Here is a 25888-nt window from a genome sequence, read left to right as displayed (position 1 = left end):
AAAACAATAGGATATAGTCCGAACATTACCGTTCGATGACATTATTTCATTTTTGTTGCGCTTCGCCTGGATGGATCGCAAAATGCTCACATAACCGGGAGAGTAGCCATGTTGATGTCACTGTCGGCAGTCTTGATTGTCTTCGCGCAGCCAGCGGCGATTGCGCCTGAATGCGCATCCGAGAGCGCCGATGTCGGGTATGAAGCGCTTGCGCAGGGTCAGAACGAGCGCGCGCAGAGGGAAATCGAAGCCAATCCCGATCTCGACAAGAACGATCCTTCTCGCCTGATCAATCTCGGCATTGCCTATGCGCGCCAGGGTGACGAGGCGAAAGCGCGCGAAATGTTCGAGGCGGCATTGCAGAGCAGCGATCGCGCCTGGCTGGAAACCGCCAATGGCGAGTGGGTCGATTCGCGGCACCTCGCCCGCAAGGCAACCCGCATGCTCGAGCGGGGCGAGTTCAGCTCCACCAATGTGGCGATGCGCTGAGGGCTGTGGGTGTCAGGCGATTAGTGAAGGATATGCCTCGAGCTTCCTGCGCAAGCCCATCAGGCGCTTGCGACTGAACTCGGCATGAGCGGGATGGCGGTTCCGCAGTTCCGCGTCATGCGACCAGTTCAGTAACTGAACCCAGGCGCTTTTTTCGAGGCTGTCGAGCCCCTTCGGGTCGGGAATGACAGCAAACAGGCCGGGATCGATCTGATCCGGCGAATCCAGGACCCGGCCAATTGTTTCGCTTAGAACAGCGCGCGAATCGTGCCTCATGCCGGCGAGAATGCTGTCCGGATGCGATTCCGGCAACCGTGAATTGCGGCTGACATATTCATGAAATATTTGGTGTGCGGATTGCCCGGATGTTGGCTTTCGCAGCCTCTTGCCACTCTTGCGGTTGGGAGTTTCCTGGCTCCGGAATGTCCCCCGGAATTGGGCTTCCTCCCGCGCTGTCGCTCGGGAGTTTCAACGGAAAATCATTTCCCAAATGATTTTCTCTGGTTGAAACTGGTGCCGGCTGCAGGAGTCGAACCCGCGACCTGATGATTACAAATCAACTGCTCTACCAACTGAGCTAAGCCGGCACGTTTTCTATCTGTCCTATCGCTTCGCTGCTTGAGGACAAAAATTCTTGCTGCCCCATCGCATCTCTGCCTGAGGCGAGCGCGCCTTTCACTCAAACCGCGCCGAATGTCCAGCCCGTTTAGGGCCGGACATCACGACTTCGGGTTCTAGAACCCGGTGTCGGGCGCATCTCCTCCCAGCATTGCCGCGCGCACCATCGGAACCGGCGGTCCGCCATAGGACAGGAAGGTATCGTGGAACTCCTTCCATGCCTTGCGTCCGCCACGCGTCGCGCTCCAGTCGTCGCGCAGCTTGGTGATCATCAGCTTGTTCATGGTGTAGTTGAGATAGGCCGGATCGTAGGTGCCGCGTGCGGCCTGCTGCTCGGCATTGCCTTCATCCTGATAGCACTCATTGATGAAGAGCCGTTTGGATTCCGCCTGCGTCAATGTGCCGCTGTGCAGCCCGATCGCAGAGATGAAGCGGCAATCGCGCAGCAGCGCGTTGGAGAGCTGGCCGACATGGACTTCGGGGTCGCCATCGCCATAGCCTGCATCCCACATCAGCTGTTCGGAGTAATGCGCCCAGCCTTCGGCAAAGCCATAGCCGACGAACAGCCGCCCGATCAGCGAAGGCGAGCGGTTCGAATGGAGGAACTGCAGGAAGTGACCCGGCATGATTTCATGGATCGATGTGAACAGCAGGTCGTCCTTGCCCGGAATATAGGCCTGCTGCATTTCCTCGGGCCAGGCCGGGTCGGGCGGCGAAATGTAGTAGATCGAGGGAATGCCCTTTTCGAGCGGGCCGGGCGGATCGATATAGGCACTGTTCTGCCGGTTGTAGGGCGGGCTTTCGCGCACCAGTGCCTTCTCGGTGCCGGGGATCGTGACGAGATCCTGCTCCTTCACGAAAGCAGTCAGTTCGGGAATCTGCGCCGTTGCCGCCGCCACCGGGCCGCCGACCGGCTTGTCTGCATTGAGCTTGGCGAAGCACTCCTCGATGCTCGCGCCGGGTGCGAACTCTCCACAGGCCTGCTTGGCTGCCGCCTGGTTCTTTGCAAGATCTGCGCGGGCAATCTCTTCCAGCTTGTCGAGCGGAGTATCGACTGCCTCGGTCGCCTTGAGCATGCGGCTGAAGCGATCCGCGCCCAGAGCGAAATCCTGCGTTGCAGTTGCTTCCTGGTCCTTGAGCCAGTCGGTCAGCTCTTGCATCGCAGCGGAAGCCTTGTCGGCGGAGGCTGCGAACTGTTCCTGCAAAGCCGCATCGTCGACATCGGCGAAGGCAGCCTTGGCATCGCCGCCGTAGAAATCGGCAAATCCACCGAAGGCTGATACACCGTATTTGACGAAGCTTTCCGGCATCGGGGTCTTGAGATTGGCGCGGATATTCTCTGCCGCCTCGGGAATGCCGTCAAAAAAGGCGATCATTGCCTTCATCCGCGTAGGCTTATCGGCATATTCGCGGCTGATATAGACGTTGGGATCGAGTGCGCTGGTGTACCAGGCCGGGTTTCTATGCGGATCGTCGGCGTCCTCCAACCAGAACAGGCTCCCTTCTGCCACCTGGATCAGATAGTCGCGTTCGAAAGCGTCGGCCTGGTCGAGATCGTTGTAGGCCTTTGCGTCCTCGATCAGTTTGTGGAGGAGGGCTGCGCGCGCCTTCAGCCCGTCTTCGCTCCAGTCAGGCAACTTGCCGTCATAATCATGCGCGCCCTGATAGACCGCAAAGAAAGGGTCCGTCTCGAACCACTGGTCGACGCTTTGCTGTGCGAAATCGGCCCAGCTCGTTTCGGGTGAGGAGGCGGTACATGCGGCCAGCGCCAAGGGGGCGGCGCAGGCAAGGAAGATGCGCTTCATGTGGTCAAGCTCCTGGAATAATTGCAGTCGGTCAGTCCCCTGGCATGTCGGTCTAAACCTATGCCGCGCCAAAGGTCCACCCCTCGGTGCGGGCAATTTCGGGCGTGAGGCCGACCGGGCGCCACAGCGCGGGGTCATGCGCGACGTGCCGCAGCCATGCGGCAGTTACCAACGCATCTGAGGAATGGTCGTCGATCGGTCCGCTTCCGCGAACGGACGGCGTATCCAGATGCTCGAGCGCGGCGTTGAGTTCTTCATAGCTTCTCAGCTTGGTCTTGCCCTTGCGTGCACCGCCGCCGCGCGCCGCGATCGATGTGTACATTTCAACGATGACCGAACCTTGCCGGGGCAGGGGATCGACCGGCCACACGGGCACGTGGCCCTTCAACCGGTGCAGCATCCGCATTCCCGTGAGGCTCGACTTGCCGACCTGCGCCGCGCCGACCAGGTTGAAATTGCTGACAGGCCGCACACCCTGTTCGCGCTGGGCCTGTTCCGCACGGCGGAAGCGCCCTTCGCGCGTGGCAGCATCGGGCAGATGGAAGCGCTCGCCGACATGTTCCTTCGAATGACGGAAATAGCGCGAGAGCACGGGGTGGCGCACGAAGCTCGTCGCTTCGAGATGTGGATCGTCCGCGCAGACATGGTCGATCAGCGCCCACAGCGCGCGGGCATCGGCGGGGCTATGCTCCCAGTCCGGAAAGAAAGCACCGGCATCGGCAAAGGGCAGCGAGATGCCCAGATCCATCCCCACCAGCGTATCTTGCGGCAAGGCGTCGCGCAGGATGCTGAGCACTTCCTCGCGGCTGAAGCCACTGCCGGGATCGACCAGTACCGGCGGACCGCCGCGTGCATCGGCAAGTGCGAGCGCGATCCCCTTGTGCCTTTCGCCGCGCGCGCCGGACCAGTCGATTGCGAGGAAGTGGCGAAAGCGCCCGGGCGTCATTCCCCGCGCTTCTCGCGCCGCAGCCGGTCCCAATATTCCAGCCGCTTGGCTATCTCTCGTTCGAAGCCGCGCTCGACCGGAGTGTAATAGGCCTGCGGCTGCATTTCTGCGGGCCAGTAATTGTCGCCGGAAAAGCCGCCTTCGGAATCGTGGTCATAGGCATAGCCCGCGCCGTAACCGATGTCCTTCATCAGCTTGGTCGGGGCGTTGAGGATATTCTGCGGCGGCATCAGGCTGCCGGTTTCGCGGGCACTCTTCCAGGCGGCTTTCTGCGCGGTGTAGGCTGCATTCGATTTGGGGGCAGTGGCGAGGTAGAGACAGGCTTGCGCAATCGCCACTTCACCTTCAGGGCTGCCGAGGAATTCATAGGCCTGCTTGGCAGCGAGGCATTGCGTGAGCGCCTGCGGATCGGCGAGGCCAATATCCTCGCTGGCGAAGCGTACCAAACGGCGCAGCACATAGAGTGGCTCCTCGCCCGCCACCAGCATCCGGGCGAGGTAATAGAGCGCGGCCTGGGGGTCCGATCCGCGCAGGCTTTTATGCAGTGCGCTGATGAGGTTGTAGTGCCCCTCGCGGTCCTTGTCGTAAACGGCGACGCGGCGCTGTAGAAACGCTCCAAGCGCTTGCGGATCGAGCGGCATATCGATCTTCGCATTATAGAGCGTTTCGGCCTGGTTGAGCAGGAAGCGGCCATCGCCGTCCGCGCTGGCAATGAGCGCGGCGCGTGCTTCTTCGGTGAGGGGCAAGGGGCCTTCCAACTCCTCTGCCCGGTCGAGCAGCTTGCCTAGCGCTTCTGCATCGAGCCGGTTGAGGATCAGCACCTGAGCCCGGCTGAGCAGCGCGGCATTGAGTTCGAAACTGGGGTTTTCGGTCGTCGCACCGACCAGTGTCACCGTGCCGCGCTCGACGAAAGGAAGGAAGCCATCCTGCTGCGCGCGGTTGAAGCGGTGGATCTCATCCACGAACAGCAGCGTGCGTTGCCCCGCTTCGGCAAATCGGTCCGCCTCGGCAAAGGCTTTCTTGAGATCCGCCACGCCAGAAAACACCGCGCTGACCGCGACGAAACGCATCCCCACGCTGTCTGCCAGCAAACGCGCAATGCTGGTCTTGCCCGTGCCGGGCGGCCCCCACAGCACCATGCTGGAGAGGCGACCGGCAGAAACCATTCGTCCGATCGCACCTTCGGGCCCGGTCAGATGTTCCTGACCGATCACTTCGCCAAGCGAGCACGGCCGCAGCCGGTCGGCCAGCGGAGCATCTTCGCGCGGGGCATCCGCACTTGTCGCTGGGGGTGGGTCGTCTGCGAAGAGGTCAGCCATGAGAGGATCGCCATAATGCGATTCCACCCGATTTGCACAGAGCCCTTGCCAAAATGCCTTAAAGATATATCGTAGAGCTATCTAAGAATATCGAATTGGGAATGGAGCTTTGCCATGCACAGGAACAGATGCCGCAAGATGGGGCGCAAGGATGCGTTTCCATTCATCGCCATGATGGCCGGTTCGAAAGGCGGCTGGGGCGGTTGGGGTTCGGGTGCGTTCTCCGGCGGATGGGACGAGGGGGATTGGGGCGGTCGCGGTGGTGGCCGCGGCAGACGCCGGCGCATGTTTGGGCAGGGGGAGCTAAGGCTCGCTCTGCTGGCGCTGATCCACGAGCAACCGCGCCACGGTTACGAGCTCATCAAGGCGATCGAAGAACTGACCGGCGGCGAATATGCACCCAGCCCCGGCGCGGTCTATCCCACGCTGCAATTGCTGCAGGACGAGGGGCTGATCGCGGAGTCCGAAGTCGAAGGACCGCGCAAGCCGTTCGAAGCGACCGTCGACGGAATCGCCGAAGTGGATGCGCGCAAGGACGAGATCGACGCTCTGATGGAGCGGCTGGCCGAACATGGCGAGCGGCAGGAGCGCACTCGCTCGCCAGACCTGTTCCGCGCGATGGGCAATCTCGCCCATGTGCTCAAGAACCGGGCAAGGCTGGGCAAGCTCGAGAAGGATGCGATCGACGAGATCGTGGATCTGATCGACGAAGTCGCCAAGCGTATCGAACGGCTTTGAACACGTTAACGGATTTGCCCGTCTGTCGCCTGCGGGTGTAGTCTCCCACCATCGCGCCTGGCTATGGCGGGGCGCTATTGGGGAGAGACGCTATGAACGAAGGTGCAAGAACGCCTTGGCATCTGTGGGTCGTGGGCTTGCTGTCGCTGGTGTGGAACGGCTTTGGCGCGGCCGACTACACCATGAGCCAGTTGGGAAATCGCAACTGGTTCGCCGGGATGGGATTTTCCGAGGAGCAGACGACTGCGGTGCTGCAATTCCTCGCCGATTCGCCGATGTGGACGCATGCCGCATGGGCATTCGGCGTATGGGGCGCCGTGGCAGGATCGGTCCTGCTGCTGTTACGCAACCGGCTGGCGGTTTGGGCTTTCACTGTTTCGCTCGCGGGCGCGGTGCTGGGCCTGATCAACCAGAAGACGGCGGATTACCCGCCCGAACTTGCCGAGATGCAGGGTAGCCCGGTCATGTATGGCATCGTTGCCATTGCCATCCTGCTGCTTTGGTACGCGATAAGGATGAAATCGTCCGGGGTGATCCGCTAGACCGCAATCAGGAGTGCTTGGCGGCCTCTGCCTCCAGGCGCTCACTTTCCTGTAGCGCTCGCCTGTCTTCGACCAGCCGGACATAGGTGTCCGCCACTACGCTGTTGATCGCATCCCAGCTGAACTGGCAGGCCTTTTCCGCGCCTGCCTTGCCATGCCGCGCACGCAGATCGTGGTTGGTGCAATAGGGCTTGAGTGCTTCGGCAAATGCCGCAGCATCTCCTGGTGGCACGAGCCGTCCGGTTTCCCAATCGTCGACCAGGCTCGATGCGCCCGTCGCCCCTGCTGCCACCACCGGCAATCCGCACGCCATGGCTTCCAATGTGACATTGCCAAATGTCTCGGTGATCGAGGGGTTGAAGAAAACATCCCCGCTGGCGAGCGCCATGCCCAGGTCCGGCCCGGTCTGAAAGCCCGCGAAGATGCCGCCCGGCAGGCTCTGCTGGAACCATTGCCGCGCGGGCCCGTCACCGATCACCAGCACTTTGTGTGGGACCTGCAGCTTGCGAAGCTGGATGATGCTGTCGGCAAAGACGTCCAGCCCCTTTTCCATCACCAGTCGTCCCAGGAAGACGATCGCGATATCATCGTCTTCCAGGCCTTGCGCGCGCCGCCATTCCATATCGCGCCGCGAAGGGTTGAAGACCTCGCGATCGACCCCGCGCGACCAGATCGCGATATCGTCATGCATGTCCTGTTCGATCAGCGTATCGACCATGCTTTGCGATGGGGCGACCAGTGCGTCGCAGCGGTTGTAGAAGCGGCGCAGGATCCATTCGATCGCCGGTTCCATAAAGCTCATGCCGTAATAGCGCGGATAGGTCTCGAACCGCGTGTGGACCGATGCGAGCACGGGAATGTCGTGATCCTGCGCCCAGCGCAATGCGCGATGCCCGGTCGGATCAGGCGATGAGAGATGGATGATGTTCGGCTTGAACGCCTCGAGATCCTTCAGCGCCTTTCCGTCCAGCCCCAACGGTAGCCGGTATTCGCCGCGGCTCTTGATCGGCATGCGAATATTGGGAACGCCGATCATGTCACCGGTCGGCTCGAAATCGGGATCGGGCACCATCGGGGCATAGACGCGCAGCGCCGCGCCCTGCCGAAGCAGGTAGTCTGCGAGCCGGTTCAGGGCCTGGTTCGCCCCATCGCGGGTGTAGTTGTAGTTCCCGCTGAACAGGGCAATACGAAGATCGCTGGTCTGCATGATCCGCAGCGCAATAAAGAAGCCGGTCAAGCTTGGCGAGGGGGGATTGCAATTCTGCTGGGCAAGCTCTGGCGAGAGTCCACCAGCAAGCGCTGCCTGCCATAACGGAAAACGGCGCACCTATCGTGCGCCGTTCCCCTGAGACGGCAAGCGATGCTTGCCTCCCCCCTCCAACTGTAACTCGGGCAGAGCCAGGCTCAGCCTGCGCTCAACCCCTTGATGCCAGCCATCGCCATATCATAGACGCGCCGCGCGACCAGCGAGGCAGCGATACCTGCGGCTGCAACGGCGAGGTTGTTGAATATTGCGGTGAGGTATTCACCAACGGCAGGCACGCTGCCAAGTGTGGCACCAACGACGGGCAATACCAGCACGGCGAGGAAAATTCTGACTGCCGTATCCTGCGATGCCGTTATCCCGCCGATAACGCCAAGGACCAATAGCACCAGTGCCGTGTCGAGTCCCGGGATTGGCACGAAGCCTGCGACCACTGCAAGAATGATGGCAAGCGTACCTGCGATACCTGTTATTTTCTCCATTTTTACCCCCTCTCCAGAGTCCCCAAAGGGAACGTCAGAGCCTAGTCGGGAATGCTGCAAGGGCAAGGTTTCATGCTGCGCGGTAAACGCATGAAAAATATCATATCTGCCAAGTTTTCCTCCGTTATGTTTTGGGCGGCCTGCGAATTGCGTGCGCGAGACTCGATTCGACTCCGACCGAAAGGACAATGAAATGCGTGCTTGACTTGCTGCGCTGCAAAACTAATGCGGCCAGCGGGCCACGCGGTCCCAACGCCGCGCGTGCTCTCTGTAAGGAGAGTCTTAAATGACTGATACAAATGTTCCGGCGCGCAAGCCTGCGCGTCCGTTTTTTTCTTCCGGTCCCTGCGCGAAGCCGCCGGGCTGGTCCCCTGAAAAACTCGCCACCGAATCGCTTGGCCGCTCGCACCGGTCCAAGATCGGCAAGGCGCGCCTGGGTTACTGCATCGACCTGATCCGCGAAGTGCTGCAGGTGCCCGACACGCACCGCATCGGCATCGTTCCCGGTTCGGATACCGGCGCGGTCGAAATGGCGATGTGGACCATGCTGGGTGCGCGCCCGGTCACCACGCTGGCCTGGGAAAGCTTCGGCGCGGGCTGGGTGACGGACGCTGTCAAGCAGCTCAAGATCGATCCTACTGTGATCGAAGCCGGCTATGGCGAACTGCCCGATCTGGCACAGGTCGATTGGTCGAATGATGTCATCTTCACCTGGAACGGCACCACTTCGGGTGTGTGCGTCCCCAATGGCGACTGGATTGCTGCCGACCGCGAGGGGCTGTGCATCGCAGATGCCACCAGCGCCGTGTTCGCGCAGGATATCGCCTGGGACAAGGTCGATGTGCTGACCTTCAGCTGGCAGAAGGTGCTGGGCGGGGAGGGCGCGCATGGCGTGCTGATCCTGGGCCCGCGTGCAGTCGAACGGCTGGAAAGCTACACCCCTGCGTGGCCGCTGCCCAAGGTCTTCCGCCTGACCAAGGGTGGCAAGCTGATCGAAGGCATCTTTACCGGCGCAACCATCAACACCCCCTCTATGCTGGCGGTGGAAGATGCGATCCTTGCGCTCGAATGGGCCAAGTCGGTCGGCGGGCTGGAAGGCATGAAGGCGCGAGCCAATGCCAATGCGGCCGCGCTCGATGCGATTGTGCAGCAGCGCGACTGGCTCGGCCATCTTGCCGCCGATCCCGCTTCGCGTTCGAACACCAGCGTCTGCCTGACGGTCGAAGGCGCCGATGCGGATTTCATCAAGAAGTTCGCCGGCCTGCTCGAAGCCGAAGGCGCGGCCTATGACATCGCGGGCTATCGCGATGCGCCGGCTGGCTTGCGCATCTGGTGTGGTGCGACCGTAGACACGGCCGATATCGAAGCGCTTGGCCCCTGGCTCGATTGGGCCTGGGCGAGCCTCCAATCTTGAGCGTCACCCCGGGCACGGACCCGGGGTCCCGCTTCCTTTTTCAACCCCGCAAACAGTGAGCGGGATCCCGGATCAAGTCCGGGATGACGAATTCAAGGAATTCATCATGACCAAACCCAAGGTTCTCATTTCCGACAAGATGGACCCCAATGCCGCAAAGATCTTCGAGGAACGCGGCTGCGACGTCGATGTCATCACCGGCGAGACGCCCGAACAACTCATAGCGCGTATCGGCGAGTATGACGGCCTTGCGATCCGCAGCTCGACCAAGGTGACCAAGGAAGTGCTCGACGCAGCGACCAATCTCAAGGTCATCGGTCGCGCCGGTATCGGCGTCGACAATGTCGATATTCCCTATGCCAGCGCCAAGGGCGTCGTCGTGATGAACACGCCGTTCGGCAATTCGATCACCACTGCCGAGCACGCGATCGCCATGATCATGGCCCTCGCGCGCCAGATCCCTGCCGCCAACGCACGCACGCAAGAGGGCGAATGGCCCAAGAGCGACTTCATGGGCGTCGAAGTCACCGGCAAGACGCTGGGCCTGATCGGCGCGGGCAATATCGGTTCGATCGTCGCCAGCCGTGCGCTGGGCCTGAAGATGAAGGTCGTCGCTTTCGATCCCTTCCTGACGGAGGATCGCGCCATCGAACTGGGCGTCGAGAAAGCCGATCTCGATACGCTGCTGTCGCGCGCCGATTTCGTGACGCTGCACACGCCGTTGACCGACCAGACCCGCAACATCCTCAGCCGCGAGCGGCTCGAGAATGCAAAACCGGGCCTGCGTATCGTCAATTGCGCGCGTGGCGGGCTGATCGACGAGGTTGCGCTCAAGGACCTGCTCGAGAGTGGCCATATCGCGGGCGCTGCGCTCGACGTTTTCGAAAAGGAACCGGCCAAGGAGCATCCGCTGTTCGGCACGCCCAACTTCATCTGTACGCCGCATCTGGGCGCTTCGACCACCGAAGCGCAGGTCAATGTCGCGCTGCAGGTGGCGGAGCAGCTTTCCGACTACCTCGTCAATGGCGGCGTCACCAATGCGCTCAACATGCCTTCGCTCTCTGCCGAAGAAGCGCCCAAGCTCAAGCCCTATATGGGGCTGGCGGAAAAGCTGGGTTCTCTGGTTGGACAGCTCGCTCACGGCAATCTGACCGAAATCAGCATCGAGCGTTCCGGCGCTGCTGCCGAACTCAACGGCAAGCCGATCGAAGCTGCCGTGATGGCCGGTTTCATGAAGCAGTATTCGGACAGCGTGAACATGGTCAACGCGCCCTATCTCGCGAAAGAGCGCGGGCTTGACGTGCGTTCGGTGCGGCATGATCGCGAAGGCGTGTACCACACTCTGCTGCGCGTCACCGTCGCAACCAGCCAGGGTCCGCGTTCGGTTGCAGGCACGCTGTTCGGCCATCAGGCGCCGCGCCTGGTCGAGATCTTCGGCATCGGGATCGAGGCCGATCTCGACGGCAACATGCTCTATATCGTCAACGAGGACGCGCCGGGATTTATCGGCCGTATCGGGACGCTGCTGGGCGAGAGCGGGATCAACATCGGCACGTTCCATCTTGGCCGTCGCGAAACCGGGGGCGAGGCGGTGCTGCTGCTTTCGGTCGATCAGCCGATTGCGGACAATGTCATCCAACAGGCCTGCAAGCTCGAAGGCGTGAAGATGGTGAAAGCGCTGTCGTTTTAGGGTAATCGTCACTTTCCGTTCGGGCTGAGCTTGTCGAAGCCCTGCATTTCCTTCTAGCGGTGGTTCTTCCATAGAAAGAGCGGCCCTTCGACAGGCTCAGGACGAACGGGAATTACAGGGCGGATGACATGACTCAACCCAACGATCTCCTGCCCGAAGGGCTCGAAGACCGCCTCCCGCCAGAGGCGGAGCGGATCACGCGCGCGATGCGCGCAGCGATCGATACGCTGGGCAGTCACGGATATGACCGGGTTCGCCCGCCGCTGGTCGAGTTCGAGAAATCGCTCGCCGGGCGGATGGATGGGGTGCAGCCGCGCCGCATGTTCCGCTTCGTCGACCCCTCCAGCCTGCGCACGCTGGCCTTGCGCAGCGACATCACCCCGCAGATCGGCCGCATCGCCGCAACCAGCATGGCGGATGCGCCGCGCCCGCTGCGGCTGGCCTATTGCGGGGAAACAGCGGTAATCCGGGCCGACCAGCTCGATCCTGCGCGCGAGCGGATGCAGCTCGGTGCCGAACTGATCGGGGCGGATACGGTCGAGGCGGTGAGCGAGGTCGTCTCGATTGCACTGGAGGCGCTGGCCGCGGCGGGGATGAAGGGTCTGTCGGTCGATTTCACTCTGCCCGATCTGGTCGACACATTGGCCGAGAAAGCGCTCCCGCTGGCGGAGGAAACCCGCGATGCGGTGCGGCGCGAGTTGGACATGAAGGATGCAGGCGGGCTGCGCGCGGCGGGTGGCGAAGCCTATCTGCCGCTACTCTATGCCACCGGATCGTTCGACGAGGCACTGGAAAAGCTGCGCGCGGTGGATGCGGGCGGCGCGCTCGCCAGCCGGATTTCAGGGCTACAAGCCATTGCCGCGCGGATCGGCGGCCAGGCGCGGATCACGCTCGACCCGACTGAACGCCACGGTTTCGAATACCAGAGCTGGATCGGCTTCACCCTCTATGCCGATGGCGTGCGCGGGGCGGCGGGCCGGGGTGGCACCTACCGTATCAAGGGGAGCGAAGAGGCCGCAACCGGCTTCTCGCTGTTCATCGATACGCTGGCTGAAATGCTGCCACGGGCCGATGCGCCCGACATGCTCTACCTCCCGACCGGGCATGACCGCGAAGCGGCAGCTCGCCTGCGCGCAATCGGCTGGCGCACTGTCGCGCAGATCGCTGAAGAAGAAGATGCGAAGGCGCTTGGCTGCACGCACCGGCTCGACGGCAAGGAACCGGCGAAGATCTAGCCGCGCGAGCGCAGGTTCGCGGCCATCCATTCCCCCGCTTCGGCCACTTTGTCCGGCCCCAATTGCGCGGCGACCGCGCCGGTCAGTGCCGCCAGATCGACTTGCGCCAGGCTCTCGCGATAGGACCGTTCTGCACGCGCGAAACCAGCCGCGATGTTGCAGGGTAATTTGCATTCGTCCGGCTTGGCAGCACAGGGGCCCTGCTGGCGAATCTCGCTGCAGCGGAAGGCCGGTTCCTCGCCATCGACCGCCAGCAATATGTCGAGCAGCGTGATCTCCGCCGGCGGCTTGGCCAGCATGTAGAAACCGCTCCTGCCGCGCCCCCCGGTGACGATCCCTGCGCGCGAGAGCGCCTGCATCTGCTTGGCCATATAGGGTTCGGGAAGCCCGTGAAACTCCGCCAGTGCGGCAAGCGGCAGCCCGCGATCGGGCCACAACGGCACCAGCACCGCGCAGGCATGCGCCGCCCATTCCACGCCCTTGTTGATCCGCATTTCAGCAACACCTCTTGCTCGGATGGATTTAATCGGATAAATAATATCCGAAATTAAGGAGATTCGCAATGTATGGCAAGCCTGACGGTCTGGACCGCCTCGTGCAAGCAATCCTCGCAGCGGTGGCTGCCTTCGCGCTCTTGAACGGGCTCTTCATGCTGGCCGATCCGTTCGGCTGGTACGATGCGGTCGGAACGGTGAAGGCTACTGGCCCCGCCAATCCGCATTTCATCAAGGATATCGGGCTGGCCTATATCGCTTCGGGCCTGATGCTTGGTTACGCTGTACCTAATCCCGGCTTGAGGTGGGGGAGCGCGCTCGCGGGCAATTTCTGGCTTGGCGCACATGGCATTCTGCATATCTACGAAGTGACGGCGGGGATCTGCAGCCCCGACATCTTCTGGCGCGACGCACCAGGTGTACTCGGGCCGCCGCTGCTGGTGCTCGTCGCATTGGGCGTCCAGCTTGGCCGCCAGCGCGTTTCGCCCGTGCCGCTCCCCAAGCGAACATTCGTCGAATCGATGCGGCGATTGGTGGGCGACGGCGAACCCTATTTCAACGACCTGTCCGAGGCTGGCGGCTTCGCGGTCGAGAAATTCCAGCATGGCATGGTGCTCTCGGGACATTACTATCATGCGCCCGGACACATGATTCACATGGCGCGGTTGGGCTCTGCGCGGTCCGAGGACTGCGGGCCCTGTGTGGAAATCGTGCGGGGTATCGCACTGGCGGACAGGATGGATGCGGACCGGCTGCAAAACGCGCTGCTCGGCAAGCCTGACAGCGAAGAGGATGCGCTCGCTTATGGTTTCGGCGAGGCGATCGCCAGCGGGGATATCGCGCGCGCTGCCGATCTGGGCGAGCAGGTTGAGGCGAAATACGGCCGCAAGGTCCGCACCGAGCTGACGCTCGCGGCGGCAAGCGGGCGGCTCTTCCCCGCGATCAAGCGCGGTCTCGGCTATGCCTCTGCCTGCATGATCCCGCGGGCGGCCTGAGTCCTACTTATTTCCGAAAGTGGGTAGGAAAGCGACGGCTCCGACACTCGTCATGCTAAACTTGGTTCAGCATCCATGGCTCATCCAGAACCGGGCGGGGCTTGAAGAACGATCTCTGGAAGCGAAGCTGACCAAAGGTCAAACAAGTCCGGGGTGACGGAGAATTGTCAGGTCTGCATTGTGTCGAGAGCTGACGGATAATTTTCCTACCCCGGGCGTTTCGTGCCACGCTGCCTGAATGCTCAAGAATCTTCCTCAAGACAATATATTCAAACGATATTTCGCCAAAATATGCTCGATGGATTTTCGCTTCATGGACAGTGTTCCATGTGTTCCATCCTGTTGGATTTTGAAGAGTGGGTGGACCTCGCTTGACTCGCCCCCACACACCGCACTATCGCGCGCGGCGCATTCGGAGCGGTTCCGCTCCTCAGTTCCAATCCCGTGGTCGAGTCCTGTCGAAGGACTGCGTGGATCCCCTCGGCAGGGTGGGAAGGTATAAGCATGGCCAACGTAACCGTGATCGGCGCCCAGTGGGGCGATGAGGGCAAGGGCAAGATCGTCGACTGGCTGGCCAGCCGCGCCGACGCCGTCGTCCGCTTCCAGGGCGGCCACAATGCCGGGCACACGCTGGTGGTGGGCGACACCACCTACAAGCTCTCGCTGCTCCCTTCGGGCATCGTCACCGGCACGCTTTCGATCATCGGCAATGGCGTGGTGCTCGATCCGTGGCACCTCAAGTCGGAGATCGAAAAGCTCGAGAGCCAGGGCGTCACCATCAATGACGACAATTTTGCGATTGCCGACAATTGCCCGCTGATCCTGCCGATCCACCGCGACCTCGATGGCCTGCGTGAAACTGCGGCGGGCAAGGGCAAGATCGGCACCACCGGGCGCGGGATCGGCCCGGCCTATGAAGACAAGGTCGGTCGCCGCGCGATCCGTGTATGCGACCTGGCGCATCTCGACCATCTCGACCCGCAGCTAGACCGGCTGTGTGCGCATCACGATGCACTGCGCGCCGGATTCGACCAGCCGCCGGTCGACCGAGAGCGCCTGCTTGAGGACCTGCGCGAAATCGCGCCCTTCGTGTTGCGCTTCGCCCAGCCGGTGTGGAAGCGGCTGAAAAAGGTGCGCAAGGCGGGCGCGAAGATCCTGTTCGAAGGCGCTCAGGGCGTGCTGCTCGATATCGATCACGGCACCTATCCTTTCGTCACCAGCTCCAACACCGTCAGCGGCACGGCGGCGAGCGGATCGGGGCTCGGCCCCAATTCCACCGGCTTCGTGCTGGGGATCGTCAAGGCCTATACCACGCGCGTGGGCAGCGGCCCGTTCCCGACCGAGCTGGACGATGCGGACGGCCAGCGGCTGGGCGAACGCGGGCATGAGTTCGGCACCGTCACCGGTCGGCAGCGGCGCTGCGGCTGGTTCGATGCGGTGCTGGTGCGGCAGAGCTGCGCCATCAGCGGCGTGACCGGCATCGCGCTGACCAAGCTCGACGTGCTGGACGGTTTCGAGACGGTGAAGATCTGCACCGGCTATCGCCTGCGCGGCAAGATCATGGACTATTTCCCCGCTCATGCTGCGGACCAGGCCGAAGTCGAGCCGATCTACGAGGAGATGGAAGGCTGGCACGAAAGCACCGAAGGCGCGCGCAGCTGGGCCGATCTGCCCGCCAATGCGATCAAATATATCCAGCGGGTGCAGGAACTGATCGAAACGCCGGTGGCGCTGGTTTCAACCAGCCCCGAACGCGAGGACACCATCCTCGTGCGTGACCCGTTCCTGGACTGATCGCGCACCGGGTTTGCGCCTGATGGCGGGCGGCGATAGTCTCCGTCCCATGCGCAAACTGGTTCTTTCGGTGGTGTTTGCCTGCGCGGCCTGTGCCGTACCGCAGGCCAATGCGCCGGAAGTCACGAAGAAGGCAGAGGCAGCCAGTGTACCGGCGGCGGCCTATGCCCATCGAACACTCGAGGCGCTGCCGCTGGCTGACTTCGTGCTGGTCGACAAATCGGACCGGCTGCTGGTGGTCTATTCCGGTGGCAAGGCGATCCGTGCCTTTCGCGGCTTGCAGTTCGGCGACGCGCCGATGGGCCACAAGCGCTTCGAAGGCGATGAGCGCACGCCGGAGGGGCGCTATACGATCGATACGCGCAATCCACAGAGCGCCTATCATCTCTCGCTGCGGATATCCTATCCCAATGCGCGGGATGTGGCCTATGCCGATGCCTATGGCCGCTCTGCGGGTGGCGACATCTTCATTCACGGCCAGCCCAACGGATTGTCCAGCGATTTGCGGATGCGCGGCGACTGGACCGATGGCTGCATCGCGCTCAGCAATGCGGAGATCGAGGAGCTGTGGCAGCTGGTGCCTGACGGGACACCGATCCAGATCCGGCAGTGATTCATATCCACCCGTATTCTTGACTTGATCCCATTTTGTTCTAGTTTCGTTTCGAATTTCGGAACGGAGACGATTCGATGCCGCAAGCGGATTTTTCCTATGAGATGGCGCATGACCCCGCCGGTCTGCCGGCCATGGTCTCTATATTCGCCGATAGCGAGAATGTGCGCGGTGAGGTTGCAGAGGATCTTGGCGGGGCGGGCTTCCGCATAGCGCAGAGTGGCGATGTCGCCTCGCTGCTGGATGGCAGTGCCGCGCCGCTTGGTGATCTCGTGCTGCTCGATTGTCCACGGATCGATGCCGCGGCAATGGCGGCGCTTTCGCGGCTCGACATGCGGATTGCGGGCGCGGGCTGCGAATTGGTGGTGACGACATCGCTCGAAGCGCTCGATGCAATCTTCGCCTGTTTCGATCAGTCGTTGCCGCAGATTCTGGTCGATGCCTGCCGCGCAGAGCGGGTGGTGGCTGTGGGCCGCGTCCTCGGCCAAGTCGGCGGATCGCGGCTGCGCGACCTGTCTGAAGATGATCGGCTGGCGCTTCTGCGCCTGTCGGAACAGGTCGATACGATCGCCAAGAGGATCGAGGGGCTGACCGGGGGCATCCGGCATGATGATGATGGTCTTACCCTTGGCGAACACAAGTCGGTGTTCAAGGGGCTTGGCGATGCTGCGAAGCCGGGTGCTTCCGCGAAGCAAGCCCGGATGCAAATGCCCGATCCAAGGCTGGTTCGCCGGATGATCGCGCAGCGGCAAGCGAGGGCGCGCTTCTTCGATGCGGAGCTTTTCGCCGATCCGGCCTGGGACATGCTGCTCGATCTCACCGCTGCGCAGGGTGAGGGCGGCAAGGTTTCGGTATCGTCGCTGTGCATCGCGTCGGGCGTCCCGGCCACCACCGCGCTGCGCTGGATCGGCCAGATGACCGAGGCAGGGCTGTTCGAGCGGGCAGATGATGAGAATGACCGCCGCCGCGCCTTCATCGGACTGAGCACCCGCGCGGCCGATGCGATGGCGCGCTATTTCGCGGAGATCGCCGAACCGCTTCGGGCTGCGGCCTAGGCTTCGTTCGTCATCTTCAGGATCAGCGTCAAACCGGGGAACTCGCCCATATCGGCTCCCTGCTGCAGCCGCACGGCATCCGCGCGGGCGCGGGAGAGGATCGCTTCGGGAATGTCGCCGTCGAGCTGCAGTACATCGGCCTCGCCCAGCAGGCGCGCCTGGCGCAGCGTCAGTTCTTCGGGGTCATCGCTTGTGAGCACGATCACTTCGGTTCGCGACGGCGCTGCTCCGGTCGATCTGGCCAGCCAGGCATCCACACGCTCATTCGCGGCCGGATCGAGTACGTCGAGCGCTCCGCCTTCGCGCAGCGCGTCGTCGAGCGCGCGCCGCCGATCGCTCGCCGCCGGAAACCGCTCGCGCAGCTTCTCGCGAGCGCCGAACAGCGCCGTGGCCAGCGCGCCCAGAGACTGCGGCAGAATGCGCTCGAGCCTCAGACGAAGATGTTTGGCCAGCCCGGCGGATGCGCCTCCGGTTCCGACGGCAATCAACACCGGGTCGCGGTCCAGCACACTCGGCACGGTGAAGTCGCACAGGTCTGGCATGTCGGTCACATTCACCAACATGCCTGCCGCGCTCAGGTCGGCAGCGGCGCTCTCGCAGGCCTGTGCATCTTCGAGTGCGACAAAGGCCAGTTGTGCGCCTGCCTCCACTGCGCGCTGCATGTCGGTTTCGATCACGCCGCCCGCGCGTTCGACCAGGCGTTTCTTCGCTTCTGCCGCTTCACCATCGCCCAGCACAAGGACTGTCTGCCCTTCGATCCGGTGGAAGAGCGGCAGGCTTTTCAATCGAGCCACTCGGGGATCGGTTCGGCGGACATGATATCCATCGCCGGGATGCGGTTGGCGACGATCGCATAGTCGGATCCGCTCACCATCACCTCGGCCACGAAGCCGCGCGAGTTGTAGCTCGACGCCATGGTCGCGCCATAGGCCCCTGCGGTACGGAATATGGCCAAATCGCCCGACTGCAGCGCGTCGCATTCGCGGTCACGGGCAAAGGTGTCGCCCGTTTCGCAGATCGGGCCGACGATATTGGCGGTCATCCGCTCGCCGGTCGGCTCGACCGCTTCGAAATCGTGCCAGGCGCCATAAAGTGCAGGGCGCGCCAGGTCGTTCATCGCCGCATCGACGATCACGAAGGGCGGGCCATTGCCGCCGCGCTTCACGCGGACCACGCGGGTCATCAGAACGCCGGCATTGCCCGCGATCACGCGGCCCGGCTCGAAGGTCAGGTGCACGCCCCAGTCCCTGGTCACGCGGGCGACCATCGCGCCATATTCGGCCGGGGAGGGCGGTACTTCGCCGGATTTGTAGGGCACGCCCAGTCCGCCACCCAGGTCGACATGGCTGATCGTGTGGCCCGTCGCACGCAGGTCAGCGATCAATTGCCCAACCTTGCCGAAGGCGGTTTCGAGCGGTTCGAGATCGAGCAACTGGCTGCCGATGTGCACTGCAACGCCGCGCAGGTTGAGCCCTTCCAGCGCCGCAAGTTCGGCATAGGCTTCGCGCGCATGGACCAGCGGAATGCCGAACTTGTTCTCCGCCTTGCCGGTCGAGATCTTCTCATGCGTCTTCGCATCGACATCAGGATTTATGCGCAGCGTTGCCGGGGCTTGCTTGCCCAGGGCGGTGGCGAGTTCCGCCAGCTCGCGGCCTTCTTCGCGCGATTCGATGTTGAACTGCCCGATGCCCTTCTCGAGGCCGAGTTCGAGCTCGGCGCGCGTCTTGCCAACGCCGGAGAACACGACCTTTTCGGCCGGGATGCCCGCGGCCAGTGCGCGCATCAGCTCGCCGCCCGAAACGACATCCGCGCCATAGCCTTCGCTTGCCAGCACCTTGAGAACGGCAAGGTTGGGGTTAGCCTTCACCGCGAAGGCGACGAGCTTGTCGGGCACACCGTCCAGAGCTTCGGCAAACACGCGGGCGTGGCGCGTGAGCGTGGCTCGCGAATAGACGTAAACGGGCGTGCCCACCTCTTGTGCAATGCGCGGCAGAGGCACGTCTTCAGCGTGCAGCACGCCTTGATTGAGAGCGAAATGATCCATGCAATATCAGGTCTTTATTCGGGTCGGGAATTCATTCGGGCGGGAGATCGAAGGGATCGTCTTCCCGGGGTTCTGAGCGGCGGCGCAGTTCCACGCTGCGTTCCGGCGCCGCGAGCGTTTCCAGCTTCAACATCTCCTCCGCCGTCGGCTGCGTTTCCGCACCGTAGGACATGGGCGGGGTACTGCTGTTTGCGAGCGGTTCCAGATCGGCTTTCTGGCCGCATCCGCACAGCGCCGAAAACGCCAGTGTCGCGATCAGGGCTTTTGTGGCTGCGCGCATCATTCTTCCTCGGCCAGGCGCGCCTTTGCACGCGCCACCTGCGCCTTTACCTGATCGGGCGCGGTCCCGCCATAGGAGGCGCGCGACGCGACCGAGGCATCGACCGACAGCGCCTTGAACACGCGCTCGTCGATGCGCGGATCGATGCCTTGCAACACGTCGAGCGAAAGCTGGTCGAGCGGCACCCCATCGGCCTCGGCGCGTTTCACCGCGGCTCCGGTGATATGGTGCGCTTCACGGAAAGGGATGTCGGCTTCGCGCACGAGCCAATCCGCGAGGTCGGTCGCCGTCGCATAGCCAAGTTCGGCCGCTTGCCGCATGCGCGCGGTGTCGAATGCGCTGTCGGCCACCATTCCGGTCATCGCTGCGATCGAGAGCGCCAGCAGGCCGGCAGCTTCGAATACCGGCGGCTTATCGTCCTGCATGTCCTTCGAATAGGCGAGCGGCAGCCCCTTCATCGTTACCATCAGCGCGGTGGTGCAACCGATCACGCGCCCCGCGTGCCCGCGCACCAGCTCTGCCGCGTCGGGGTTCTTCTTCTGCGGCATGATCGAGCTGCCGGTGCTGAGCGCATCGGGCAACTTGACGAATCCGAAGGGCTGGCTGGCCCAGATGATGAATTCTTCCGCCAGTCGCGAGAGGTGCAGCGCGCATTGGCTCGCCGCCATCAGATAATCGAGCGCAAAGTCGCGGTCTGACACTGCATCGAGGCTGTTGGCGGTGGGATTGTTGAAACCGAGCGCCTTGGCGGTGGCCTCGCGGTCTATCGGGAAGCCCGTCCCGGCCAGCGCCGCGCTGCCAAGCGGGCTTTCATTCATGCGCACCCGCGCATCGGCAAAGCGGCTGCGGTCACGCCGCATCATCTCGTAATAGGCCATGAGGTGATGGCCCAGCGTTACCGGCTGCGCAGTTTGCAGGTGCGTGAAGCCGGGCATGATGCTGGCGCTGTGCTCATCGGCGCGCGCGATCAGTGCCTGTTGTAGCGCCTTGAGGCCCGCGTCCGCCTGGTCGATTGCTTCGCGCACCCACAGGCGGAAATCGGTCGCCACCTGATCGTTGCGGCTGCGCGCTGTGTGGAGCCGCCCCGCTACCGGGCCGATCAGCTCGGCCAGGCGGCTTTCGGTCGTCATGTGAATGTCTTCGAGGTCCCAGTTTTCCGGAACGCCGTCGCGCTCATATTCGGCAGCGACCTGATCGAGGCCGTCGGCGATTGTGTGCGCATCCTCGGGCGTGACGATGCCTTGCGCGCCAAGCATGGCGACATGAGCCTTGGATGCGGCGATGTCCTGCCGCCACAAAGCCTTGTCGAAAGGAATCGAAGCATTGATTTCGCGCATGATCGCGCTAGGTCCCTCGGCGAACCTGCCACCCCACATCTGATTGGAGTCTGACGTGTCCCTGCGATTGTCGCTCACTTGTCTCGCCTCGGCGCTGCTTCTGGCTGGCTGCGATAGAGGCGCTGACGACGCCGCGCAACAACAGGGCGAATTGGCGGCGGAAAAGCAGGCCTTGTCGGGCGAGATCGACCGCACTTTTGCCGGCGAGCTGATGCCGGCGGTGAATGTGAGCGATCCGGCGGGCAATACCCTCAATCTCGGCGCGCTGCAGGGCCAGCCGGTGCTGCTCAACCTGTGGGCGACATGGTGCGCGCCCTGCGTGGTCGAAATGCCGATGCTGGACAATGTGGCCGACGAGTTTGGCGACCGCCTGCGCGTCATCACCGTGAGCGAGGACATGCAGGGGGCCAAACGGGTCGAACCCTTTTTCGCGCAGAACAAGTTCCGCAATCTCGAGCCCTGGCTCGACCCGGAAAACGATCTCGGTTTCGCCTATGGCGGCGTCATGCCGACCACGATCCTGTACGACGCGAACGGCCAGGAAGTGTTCCGCGTTGCCGGTGGCTATCACTGGGACAGCGAGGAAGCGCGCGCGGCGATCGAGGAAGCTCTGGGGAAGTAGAACCTTCGAAGCAGGCCGTGGTGGGCGATGACAGGCTCGAACTGCCGACCCTCTCGGTGTAAACGAGATGCTCTACCAACTGAGCTAATCGCCCCAAGGCCTCGCTTCGCAAGTGGGGGCTATCTAGCGTGCATTTATTCAAAATCAATTGCTGAAAGTGGCTTTGATACGAATGTGGCGGTATCGGCGAGCAGATGAGCAGCAGCAGGATCAGGGTTCTCGCCACGGGTGGGACGATTGCGGGTAGCGGCGGTTCCGCCTTTGGCAGCGGCTATCGCGCGGGCCAGATCGGTATCGACGACATGCTGCGCGAAGTAAGATCGCTGGGCGTGGAGGCCGAACTCGATCCGGTCGAAGTTGCCAGCATCGGCTCACAGGATATCGGCTGGAGCGAATGGGACAGGCTCCATTCGGAAATCCTGCGTGCGCAGGCAGATGATTCTATCGCTGGCGTGATTGTGACTCACGGCACCGACACTGCCGAGGAAACGGCCTATCTGCTCGACCTGACGCTCGATGCCGGGAAGCCGGTCGTGCTGGTCGGCGCGATGCGGCCCGCCGATGCGGTCGGCAGCGACGGGATGCGCAATTTCGCCAATGCCGTGCGAGTGGTGAGCGACCAGGCTGCGGGCGGCCGCGGCGTCATGCTGGTGATGGGCGACACGGTGTTCGCCGCGCGCGATATCCGCAAGGCGGCAACCAGTAGCGTGGATGCGTTTCGCGGTTTCCCGCGCGGTCCGCTGGCTCGCGTCACGCCGACTTCGCTCGACTGGTTCGGCCCGCCGGACCGGACAGGGGCGGCAGCGCGCTTCGCCTGGCCTGACGGTTTGCCGCGTGTGGCGATCCTGATTGCTGGCGCAGGGATGGATGAGAAGCCGGTCGAGGCGCTGCTGGGCATCGGCTGCAAGGGCATCGTGCTGGCCGGGATGGGTCAGGGCAATGCGCCCGCCAGAGTGCTCGATGCGCTGGAAAAGGCAGCGAAAGCGGGCGTACCCATAGTCCGTTCAAGCCGCGTCGATGAAGGGTTGGTCGACCGCAATGTCGAGGTCGACGACGATGCGCGCGGATTCATCGCGGCACGCGCGCTCGGCCCGGCCAAGGCGCGCGTGCTGTTGATGCTGCTGATCGCCAGCGGAATGACCGGCACAGCGGAAATGCAGGCGACTTTCGACCGCCCCTGAATCCTGTGCCCTAAATCAATTCCACGGTGTGACGAGGTATTTTTCGCCGGTCTTCATCGCGCGGTAGTCGAGTACCGCGTCTTTCGTCAGCATCTCTTCCAGATTGACCCGGCGCTTGTAATGGCTGGCGAAGGTTGTTGTGAGATTGTCCAGCACCCGCTGGCGCATCCGCATCACCGTTTCCATACCGGCCGCTTGCAGGAATGGCGTGAGCAGCCAGCCGGAAAGCGTCCACCCAAAGCCGTATCCCGGTGTCAGGATCGTCGGCCCGAGGTCGAGCCGCCCGTAAATGTACATTTTCTTCTGCTGGTTCGAGCCATAGCGAGAATATTCGCTCATTTTGCCGACCGCGACCTGCTCCATCGCCTTGAACACATTGTCGACCGCTTGCCCACCGCCGATCGGGTCGAAGCCGTAAAAGGCATCGGTCGCGTCGATTGCCGCGCGCAGTTGGGCCATGAAATCATCGTCTGACGAGTTGACAACATACTCGGCGCCTTGCGACTTGAGCAGGTCCACCTGCTCCTGTTTGCGCACGATATTGACGAGCTTGAGCCCGTCTTCCTGGCAGATGCGGTTAAGCATCTGGCCGAGGTTCGATGCTCCAACGGTGTGGACGATCGCATTCTGCCCATCCATCCTGGCATTCTCGGCAAATCCCAGCGCGGTCATCGGATTGACGAAGGCACTTGCGCCTTGTTCAGCCGAATGATCGCCCAGCGGCAAGCACATGGCGGCATCTGCGATGCAATACTGGCTAAAGGCGTTGCCGGGCACGCAAGCGACGCGCTGCCCCATCAGCGCCTTGGCAAAATCGCTGTCGCCCGTCGCGACGACCGTTCCCGCGCCCTCGTTGCCCGCGGGCAGGCGCTGGCCGTGGCGGGCCTTCTGCCCCGAATTGAACGGCTCGGGCATGGTGGCGACGAATTTGCCGGGCGAATAGTCCGCGTTCTCGAGGTCCGCCGCGCCGGTCAGAATCGCGAGGTCGGAGGGGTTGATCGGCGCGGCCTCCATCTTGACCAGCACCTGATTGCCGGTGGGATCGGGAAATTCCGTCTCGGTAATCTCGACCGTGAGCGTGCCATCGCTCTCAAGTGTGGTGAATAGCTGCTTGCCGGTGGTGGTCATATCCGTTCTCCCAATCTTGATTCCCGTCCGGGTGTGCGCCTTCGCTACGCTCGCAACAACGGGTTGACCAGACTGACGTTACGTCAGGTGTCTTGCGCGTAGATCGCCTCGACGAAATAGAGTCCATGCGGCGGGGCATTGAGACCGAGCTGTTGCCGGTCGCGCGCTGCCAGCGCTTCGCCAACCCGTTCCTCACGCCAGCGCCCCATGCCCACCAGCGCGAGGCAGCCAACCATGCTGCGCACCTGGTGATGCAGGAAGCTGCGTGCGGCGGCATGGATACGCACCTCGCTGCCTTCCCGCTCAACGTCGAGCCGGTCGAGCGTCTTGACCGGATCCTTCGCCTGGCACTGGACCGATCGGAAAGTGGTGAAGTCGTGCTTCCCGACCAGTGCCTGTGCAGCGCGATGCATGGCCTCGTGATCGAGCTCCTGTGGCACCTGCCAGGCGCGGTTGAGATCGAGCGTCAGCGGCGCGCGGCGATTGACGATGCGATAGACATAGCGCCGCCCCACGCAGGAAAAGCGCGCATGCCAATCCTCATCCACTTCCTCGCAATGCGTCACCGCGATCGGATCGGGCCTGAGATGCGCGTTGAGCGCCTCCATCAGGCGGAACGGCGTGATGTCCTTCTCGATATCGAAATGGCTGCGCATGGCCAGCGCATGGACGCCGGTGTCGGTGCGCCCGGCGCTGTGCAGCGTCACCTTCTCGCCGGTGACACGCTCCGCCGCTTCCTCGACCGCCTGCTGCACGCTGGGGCCGGTCACTTGCCGCTGCAGCCCGACAAAGGGTGTGCCGTCGAACTCCAGTGTGAGCGCGAAGCGGGTCATGGCAGGACGGTACCCACCGTAACCGGTCGACCACGCAGGAACTCCGCGCGGTCCATTGCCGGCTTGCCTGCGCGCTGGAGGCGGAGCGGGCGTATCGCGCCGGTGCCGCAGGCAATGCTCATCTCGGTATCGAGCACAGTCCCGGGAGCGCCGGAATCTTCCCTCGCTTCGGCGCGCAGCAGCTTCACCCGCTCGCCATCGATTTCGCACCATGCACCGGGGAAGGGGGCAAGGCCGTGGATATGGCGCACCACATCCGCTGCGTTGCGAGTCCAGTCGATCCGCGCTTCGGCCTTGTCGATCTTGGGGGCATAGGTCGCCTGCGTTTCGTCTTGCGGAACAGCTTCGCAAGCGGGCAAATCGTTGAGTACCTCCACCATTAGCCCCGCGCCCAGCTCCGCAAGTTCCTCGGTCAGCTCGCCGGTGGTCTTGTCATTGATCGGCGTGCGCAATGTGGCGAGCATCGGGCCGGTGTCGAGGCCGGCCTCCATCTGCATGATGGTAACACCTGTTTGTTCGTCCCCCGCCATGATCGAACGGTGGATCGGCGCCGCTCCGCGCCAGCGCGGCAGGATCGAGGCATGGATATTGAGGCAGCCGTGATGCGGCGCATCGAGGATCGCTTGCGGCAAAATCAGCCCGTATGCGGCCACCACCGCGACATCGGCGCCGAGTGCGGCGAAGCGCGCCTGCTCCTCAGCCGATTTGAGCGAAGTCGGCGTGCGCACTTCCACGCCCAGCGCTTCCGCCGTCTTGTGCACGGGCGAGGGTTGCAGCTTTTTTCCGCGGCCTGCTGGTCGCGGCGGCTGGGTATAGACGCACGCGATCTCATGCCCCGCTTCATGCAACGCGGTGAGCGCCGGCACAGCAAAATCGGGCGTTCCCATGAAGATTATGCGCATCTAAAGAAAACCGTTCACCCTGAGCCTGTCGAAGGGTCGTCCTTACTTTGAGCGAGGGAAAAAGAAAG

General features: G+C 62.9%; 26 protein-coding genes and 2 tRNA genes. 12 read left to right on the top strand and 16 right to left on the bottom strand.

From position 1 onward, the window contains the following. Positions 1–114 precede the first annotated feature (114 nt). Positions 115–489, top strand: coding sequence for a hypothetical protein (locus ACQY6C_RS09590; protein ID WP_427968131.1), 375 nt, complete (start codon positions 115–117; stop codon positions 487–489). Positions 490–501: 12 nt separating this feature from the next. Here ACQY6C_RS09590 and ACQY6C_RS09585 read toward each other — a convergent pair whose 3' ends face one another. The 5 genes from ACQY6C_RS09585 to ACQY6C_RS09565 form a co-directional block, all read right to left on the bottom strand. Further along, positions 502–765: a hypothetical protein gene (locus ACQY6C_RS09585; RefSeq protein ID WP_427968128.1), complete on the bottom strand. Its 264-nt coding sequence runs from the start codon at positions 763–765 to the stop codon at positions 502–504. 235 nt (positions 766–1000) lie between these two features. Continuing rightward, positions 1001–1076, bottom strand: a tRNA-Thr gene (locus ACQY6C_RS09580). A gap of 147 nt (positions 1077–1223) precedes the next feature. After that, complete coding sequence (locus tag ACQY6C_RS09575) at positions 1224–2912, bottom strand: DUF885 domain-containing protein (protein WP_427968125.1); 1689 nt, start codon at positions 2910–2912, stop codon at positions 1224–1226. Positions 2913–2970: 58 nt separating this feature from the next. Next, a complete protein-coding gene (locus tag ACQY6C_RS09570; protein WP_427968122.1) occupies positions 2971–3858 on the bottom strand; it encodes a hypothetical protein in 888 nt (295 codons plus the stop codon). Next, positions 3855–5177 carry a replication-associated recombination protein A gene (locus tag ACQY6C_RS09565; RefSeq protein WP_427968120.1) on the bottom strand — a complete coding sequence of 441 codons (1323 nt, stop codon included), beginning with the start codon at positions 5175–5177 and terminating at the stop codon, positions 3855–3857. Before ACQY6C_RS09565 ends, ACQY6C_RS09570 begins: the two co-directional genes overlap by 4 nt. A gap of 114 nt (positions 5178–5291) precedes the next feature. On the opposite strand from ACQY6C_RS09565, the gene ACQY6C_RS09560 reads away from it, so the two are divergent. Then, positions 5292–5915, top strand: coding sequence for a PadR family transcriptional regulator (locus tag ACQY6C_RS09560; protein ID WP_427968118.1), 624 nt, complete (start codon positions 5292–5294; stop codon positions 5913–5915). A gap of 92 nt (positions 5916–6007) precedes the next feature. After that, positions 6008–6457: a hypothetical protein gene (locus ACQY6C_RS09555; protein WP_427968115.1), complete on the top strand. Its 450-nt coding sequence runs from the start codon at positions 6008–6010 to the stop codon at positions 6455–6457. Positions 6458–6464: 7 nt separating this feature from the next. Here ACQY6C_RS09555 and ACQY6C_RS09550 read toward each other — a convergent pair whose 3' ends face one another. Both ACQY6C_RS09550 and ACQY6C_RS09545 read right to left on the bottom strand, forming a co-directional pair. Then, positions 6465–7664, bottom strand: a complete 1200-nt coding sequence (locus ACQY6C_RS09550; RefSeq protein WP_427968222.1) for a glycosyltransferase family 4 protein — start codon at positions 7662–7664, stop codon at positions 6465–6467. A 197-nt stretch (positions 7665–7861) separates the two neighbouring features. Continuing rightward, positions 7862–8203, bottom strand: coding sequence for a hypothetical protein (locus ACQY6C_RS09545; protein WP_427968112.1), 342 nt, complete (start codon positions 8201–8203; stop codon positions 7862–7864). Positions 8204–8489: 286 nt separating this feature from the next. Between ACQY6C_RS09545 and ACQY6C_RS09540 the strand changes: the two genes are divergently transcribed. The 3 genes from ACQY6C_RS09540 to ACQY6C_RS09530 all read left to right on the top strand — a co-directional run bounded on the left by ACQY6C_RS09540 (position 8490) and on the right by ACQY6C_RS09530 (position 12542). After that, positions 8490–9617 (top strand): phosphoserine transaminase, encoded by a 1128-nt coding sequence (locus ACQY6C_RS09540; RefSeq protein ID WP_427968109.1) that lies wholly within the window; start codon positions 8490–8492, stop codon positions 9615–9617. Between the two features lie 106 nt (positions 9618–9723). Continuing rightward, positions 9724–11307, top strand: coding sequence for a phosphoglycerate dehydrogenase (gene serA / locus ACQY6C_RS09535; RefSeq protein WP_427968106.1), 1584 nt, complete (start codon positions 9724–9726; stop codon positions 11305–11307). A 128-nt stretch (positions 11308–11435) separates the two neighbouring features. Continuing rightward, positions 11436–12542 (top strand): ATP phosphoribosyltransferase regulatory subunit, encoded by a 1107-nt coding sequence (locus tag ACQY6C_RS09530; protein ID WP_427968103.1) that lies wholly within the window; start codon positions 11436–11438, stop codon positions 12540–12542. On the opposite strand, the gene ACQY6C_RS09525 is transcribed toward ACQY6C_RS09530, so the two are convergent. Further along, a complete protein-coding gene (locus ACQY6C_RS09525) occupies positions 12539–13036 on the bottom strand; it encodes an RrF2 family transcriptional regulator (RefSeq protein WP_427968100.1) in 498 nt (165 codons plus the stop codon). The genes ACQY6C_RS09530 and ACQY6C_RS09525 overlap by 4 nt on opposite strands. A 68-nt stretch (positions 13037–13104) precedes the next feature. Here ACQY6C_RS09525 and ACQY6C_RS09520 point away from each other — a divergent pair, with 68 nt between their 5' ends. The 4 genes from ACQY6C_RS09520 (at position 13105) to ACQY6C_RS09505 (ending at position 17493) form a co-directional block, all read left to right on the top strand. Beyond that, complete coding sequence (locus tag ACQY6C_RS09520; protein WP_427968098.1) at positions 13105–14031, top strand: hypothetical protein; 927 nt, start codon at positions 13105–13107, stop codon at positions 14029–14031. 504 nt (positions 14032–14535) lie between these two features. Then, positions 14536–15825: an adenylosuccinate synthase gene (locus tag ACQY6C_RS09515; protein WP_427968095.1), complete on the top strand. Its 1290-nt coding sequence runs from the start codon at positions 14536–14538 to the stop codon at positions 15823–15825. A gap of 49 nt (positions 15826–15874) precedes the next feature. After that, positions 15875–16438, top strand: a complete 564-nt coding sequence (locus ACQY6C_RS09510; protein WP_427968093.1) for a L,D-transpeptidase family protein — start codon at positions 15875–15877, stop codon at positions 16436–16438. A gap of 77 nt (positions 16439–16515) precedes the next feature. Beyond that, the gene (locus ACQY6C_RS09505; protein WP_427968090.1) at positions 16516–17493 is read left to right on the top strand and encodes a winged helix DNA-binding protein; all 978 of its coding nucleotides are present in this window, start codon (positions 16516–16518) and stop codon (positions 17491–17493) included. On the opposite strand, the gene ACQY6C_RS09500 is transcribed toward ACQY6C_RS09505, so the two are convergent. From ACQY6C_RS09500 to argH, 4 genes are read right to left on the bottom strand one after another with little or no spacing between them, the layout of a single operon-like run. Next, positions 17490–18287 carry an NAD(P)-dependent oxidoreductase gene (locus ACQY6C_RS09500; RefSeq protein WP_427968088.1) on the bottom strand — a complete coding sequence of 266 codons (798 nt, stop codon included), beginning with the start codon at positions 18285–18287 and terminating at the stop codon, positions 17490–17492. The genes ACQY6C_RS09505 and ACQY6C_RS09500 overlap by 4 nt on opposite strands. Continuing rightward, positions 18275–19537 carry a diaminopimelate decarboxylase gene (lysA, locus tag ACQY6C_RS09495; protein WP_427968085.1) on the bottom strand — a complete coding sequence of 421 codons (1263 nt, stop codon included), beginning with the start codon at positions 19535–19537 and terminating at the stop codon, positions 18275–18277. The genes ACQY6C_RS09500 and lysA overlap by 13 nt, the downstream gene beginning before the upstream one ends. Before the next feature lie 31 nt (positions 19538–19568). After that, the gene (locus tag ACQY6C_RS09490; RefSeq protein WP_427968082.1) at positions 19569–19820 is read right to left on the bottom strand and encodes a hypothetical protein; all 252 of its coding nucleotides are present in this window, start codon (positions 19818–19820) and stop codon (positions 19569–19571) included. Continuing rightward, positions 19817–21193: an argininosuccinate lyase gene (gene argH / locus ACQY6C_RS09485; protein WP_427968219.1), complete on the bottom strand. Its 1377-nt coding sequence runs from the start codon at positions 21191–21193 to the stop codon at positions 19817–19819. The genes ACQY6C_RS09490 and argH overlap by 4 nt, the downstream gene beginning before the upstream one ends. A 16-nt stretch (positions 21194–21209) precedes the next feature. Here argH and ACQY6C_RS09480 point away from each other — a divergent pair, with 16 nt between their 5' ends. After that, on the top strand, positions 21210–21776 hold the full coding sequence (locus ACQY6C_RS09480; protein WP_427968079.1) for a TlpA family protein disulfide reductase: 567 nt from the start codon (positions 21210–21212) through the stop codon (positions 21774–21776). An 18-nt stretch (positions 21777–21794) separates the two neighbouring features. Here the strand turns inward: ACQY6C_RS09480 and ACQY6C_RS09475 are convergent. Next, positions 21795–21870: transfer RNA gene (locus ACQY6C_RS09475), tRNA-Val, on the bottom strand. 100 nt (positions 21871–21970) lie between these two features. On the opposite strand from ACQY6C_RS09475, the gene ACQY6C_RS09470 reads away from it, so the two are divergent. After that, positions 21971–22957: an asparaginase gene (locus tag ACQY6C_RS09470; RefSeq protein ID WP_427968076.1), complete on the top strand. Its 987-nt coding sequence runs from the start codon at positions 21971–21973 to the stop codon at positions 22955–22957. Between the two features lie 15 nt (positions 22958–22972). Here ACQY6C_RS09470 and ACQY6C_RS09465 read toward each other — a convergent pair whose 3' ends face one another. The 3 genes from ACQY6C_RS09465 to fmt form a co-directional block, all read right to left on the bottom strand. Continuing rightward, positions 22973–24085 (bottom strand): zinc-binding dehydrogenase, encoded by a 1113-nt coding sequence (locus ACQY6C_RS09465; protein WP_427968074.1) that lies wholly within the window; start codon positions 24083–24085, stop codon positions 22973–22975. A gap of 83 nt (positions 24086–24168) precedes the next feature. Then, on the bottom strand, positions 24169–24918 hold the full coding sequence (gene truA / locus ACQY6C_RS09460; protein WP_427968071.1) for a tRNA pseudouridine(38-40) synthase TruA: 750 nt from the start codon (positions 24916–24918) through the stop codon (positions 24169–24171). Further along, entirely contained in the window at positions 24915–25820 is a 906-nt protein-coding gene (fmt, locus tag ACQY6C_RS09455; protein WP_427968068.1) for a methionyl-tRNA formyltransferase, read from the bottom strand. The genes truA and fmt overlap by 4 nt, the downstream gene beginning before the upstream one ends. Between the last annotated feature and the right edge of the window lie 68 nt (positions 25821–25888).

This window comes from Altererythrobacter sp. (genome assembly GCF_050299635.1).
Lineage (GTDB): Bacteria > Pseudomonadota > Alphaproteobacteria > Sphingomonadales > Sphingomonadaceae > Erythrobacter.
The sequence above is the reverse complement of the archived record's forward strand: the minus strand, read 5'-3'. Positions and strand labels throughout refer to the sequence as shown.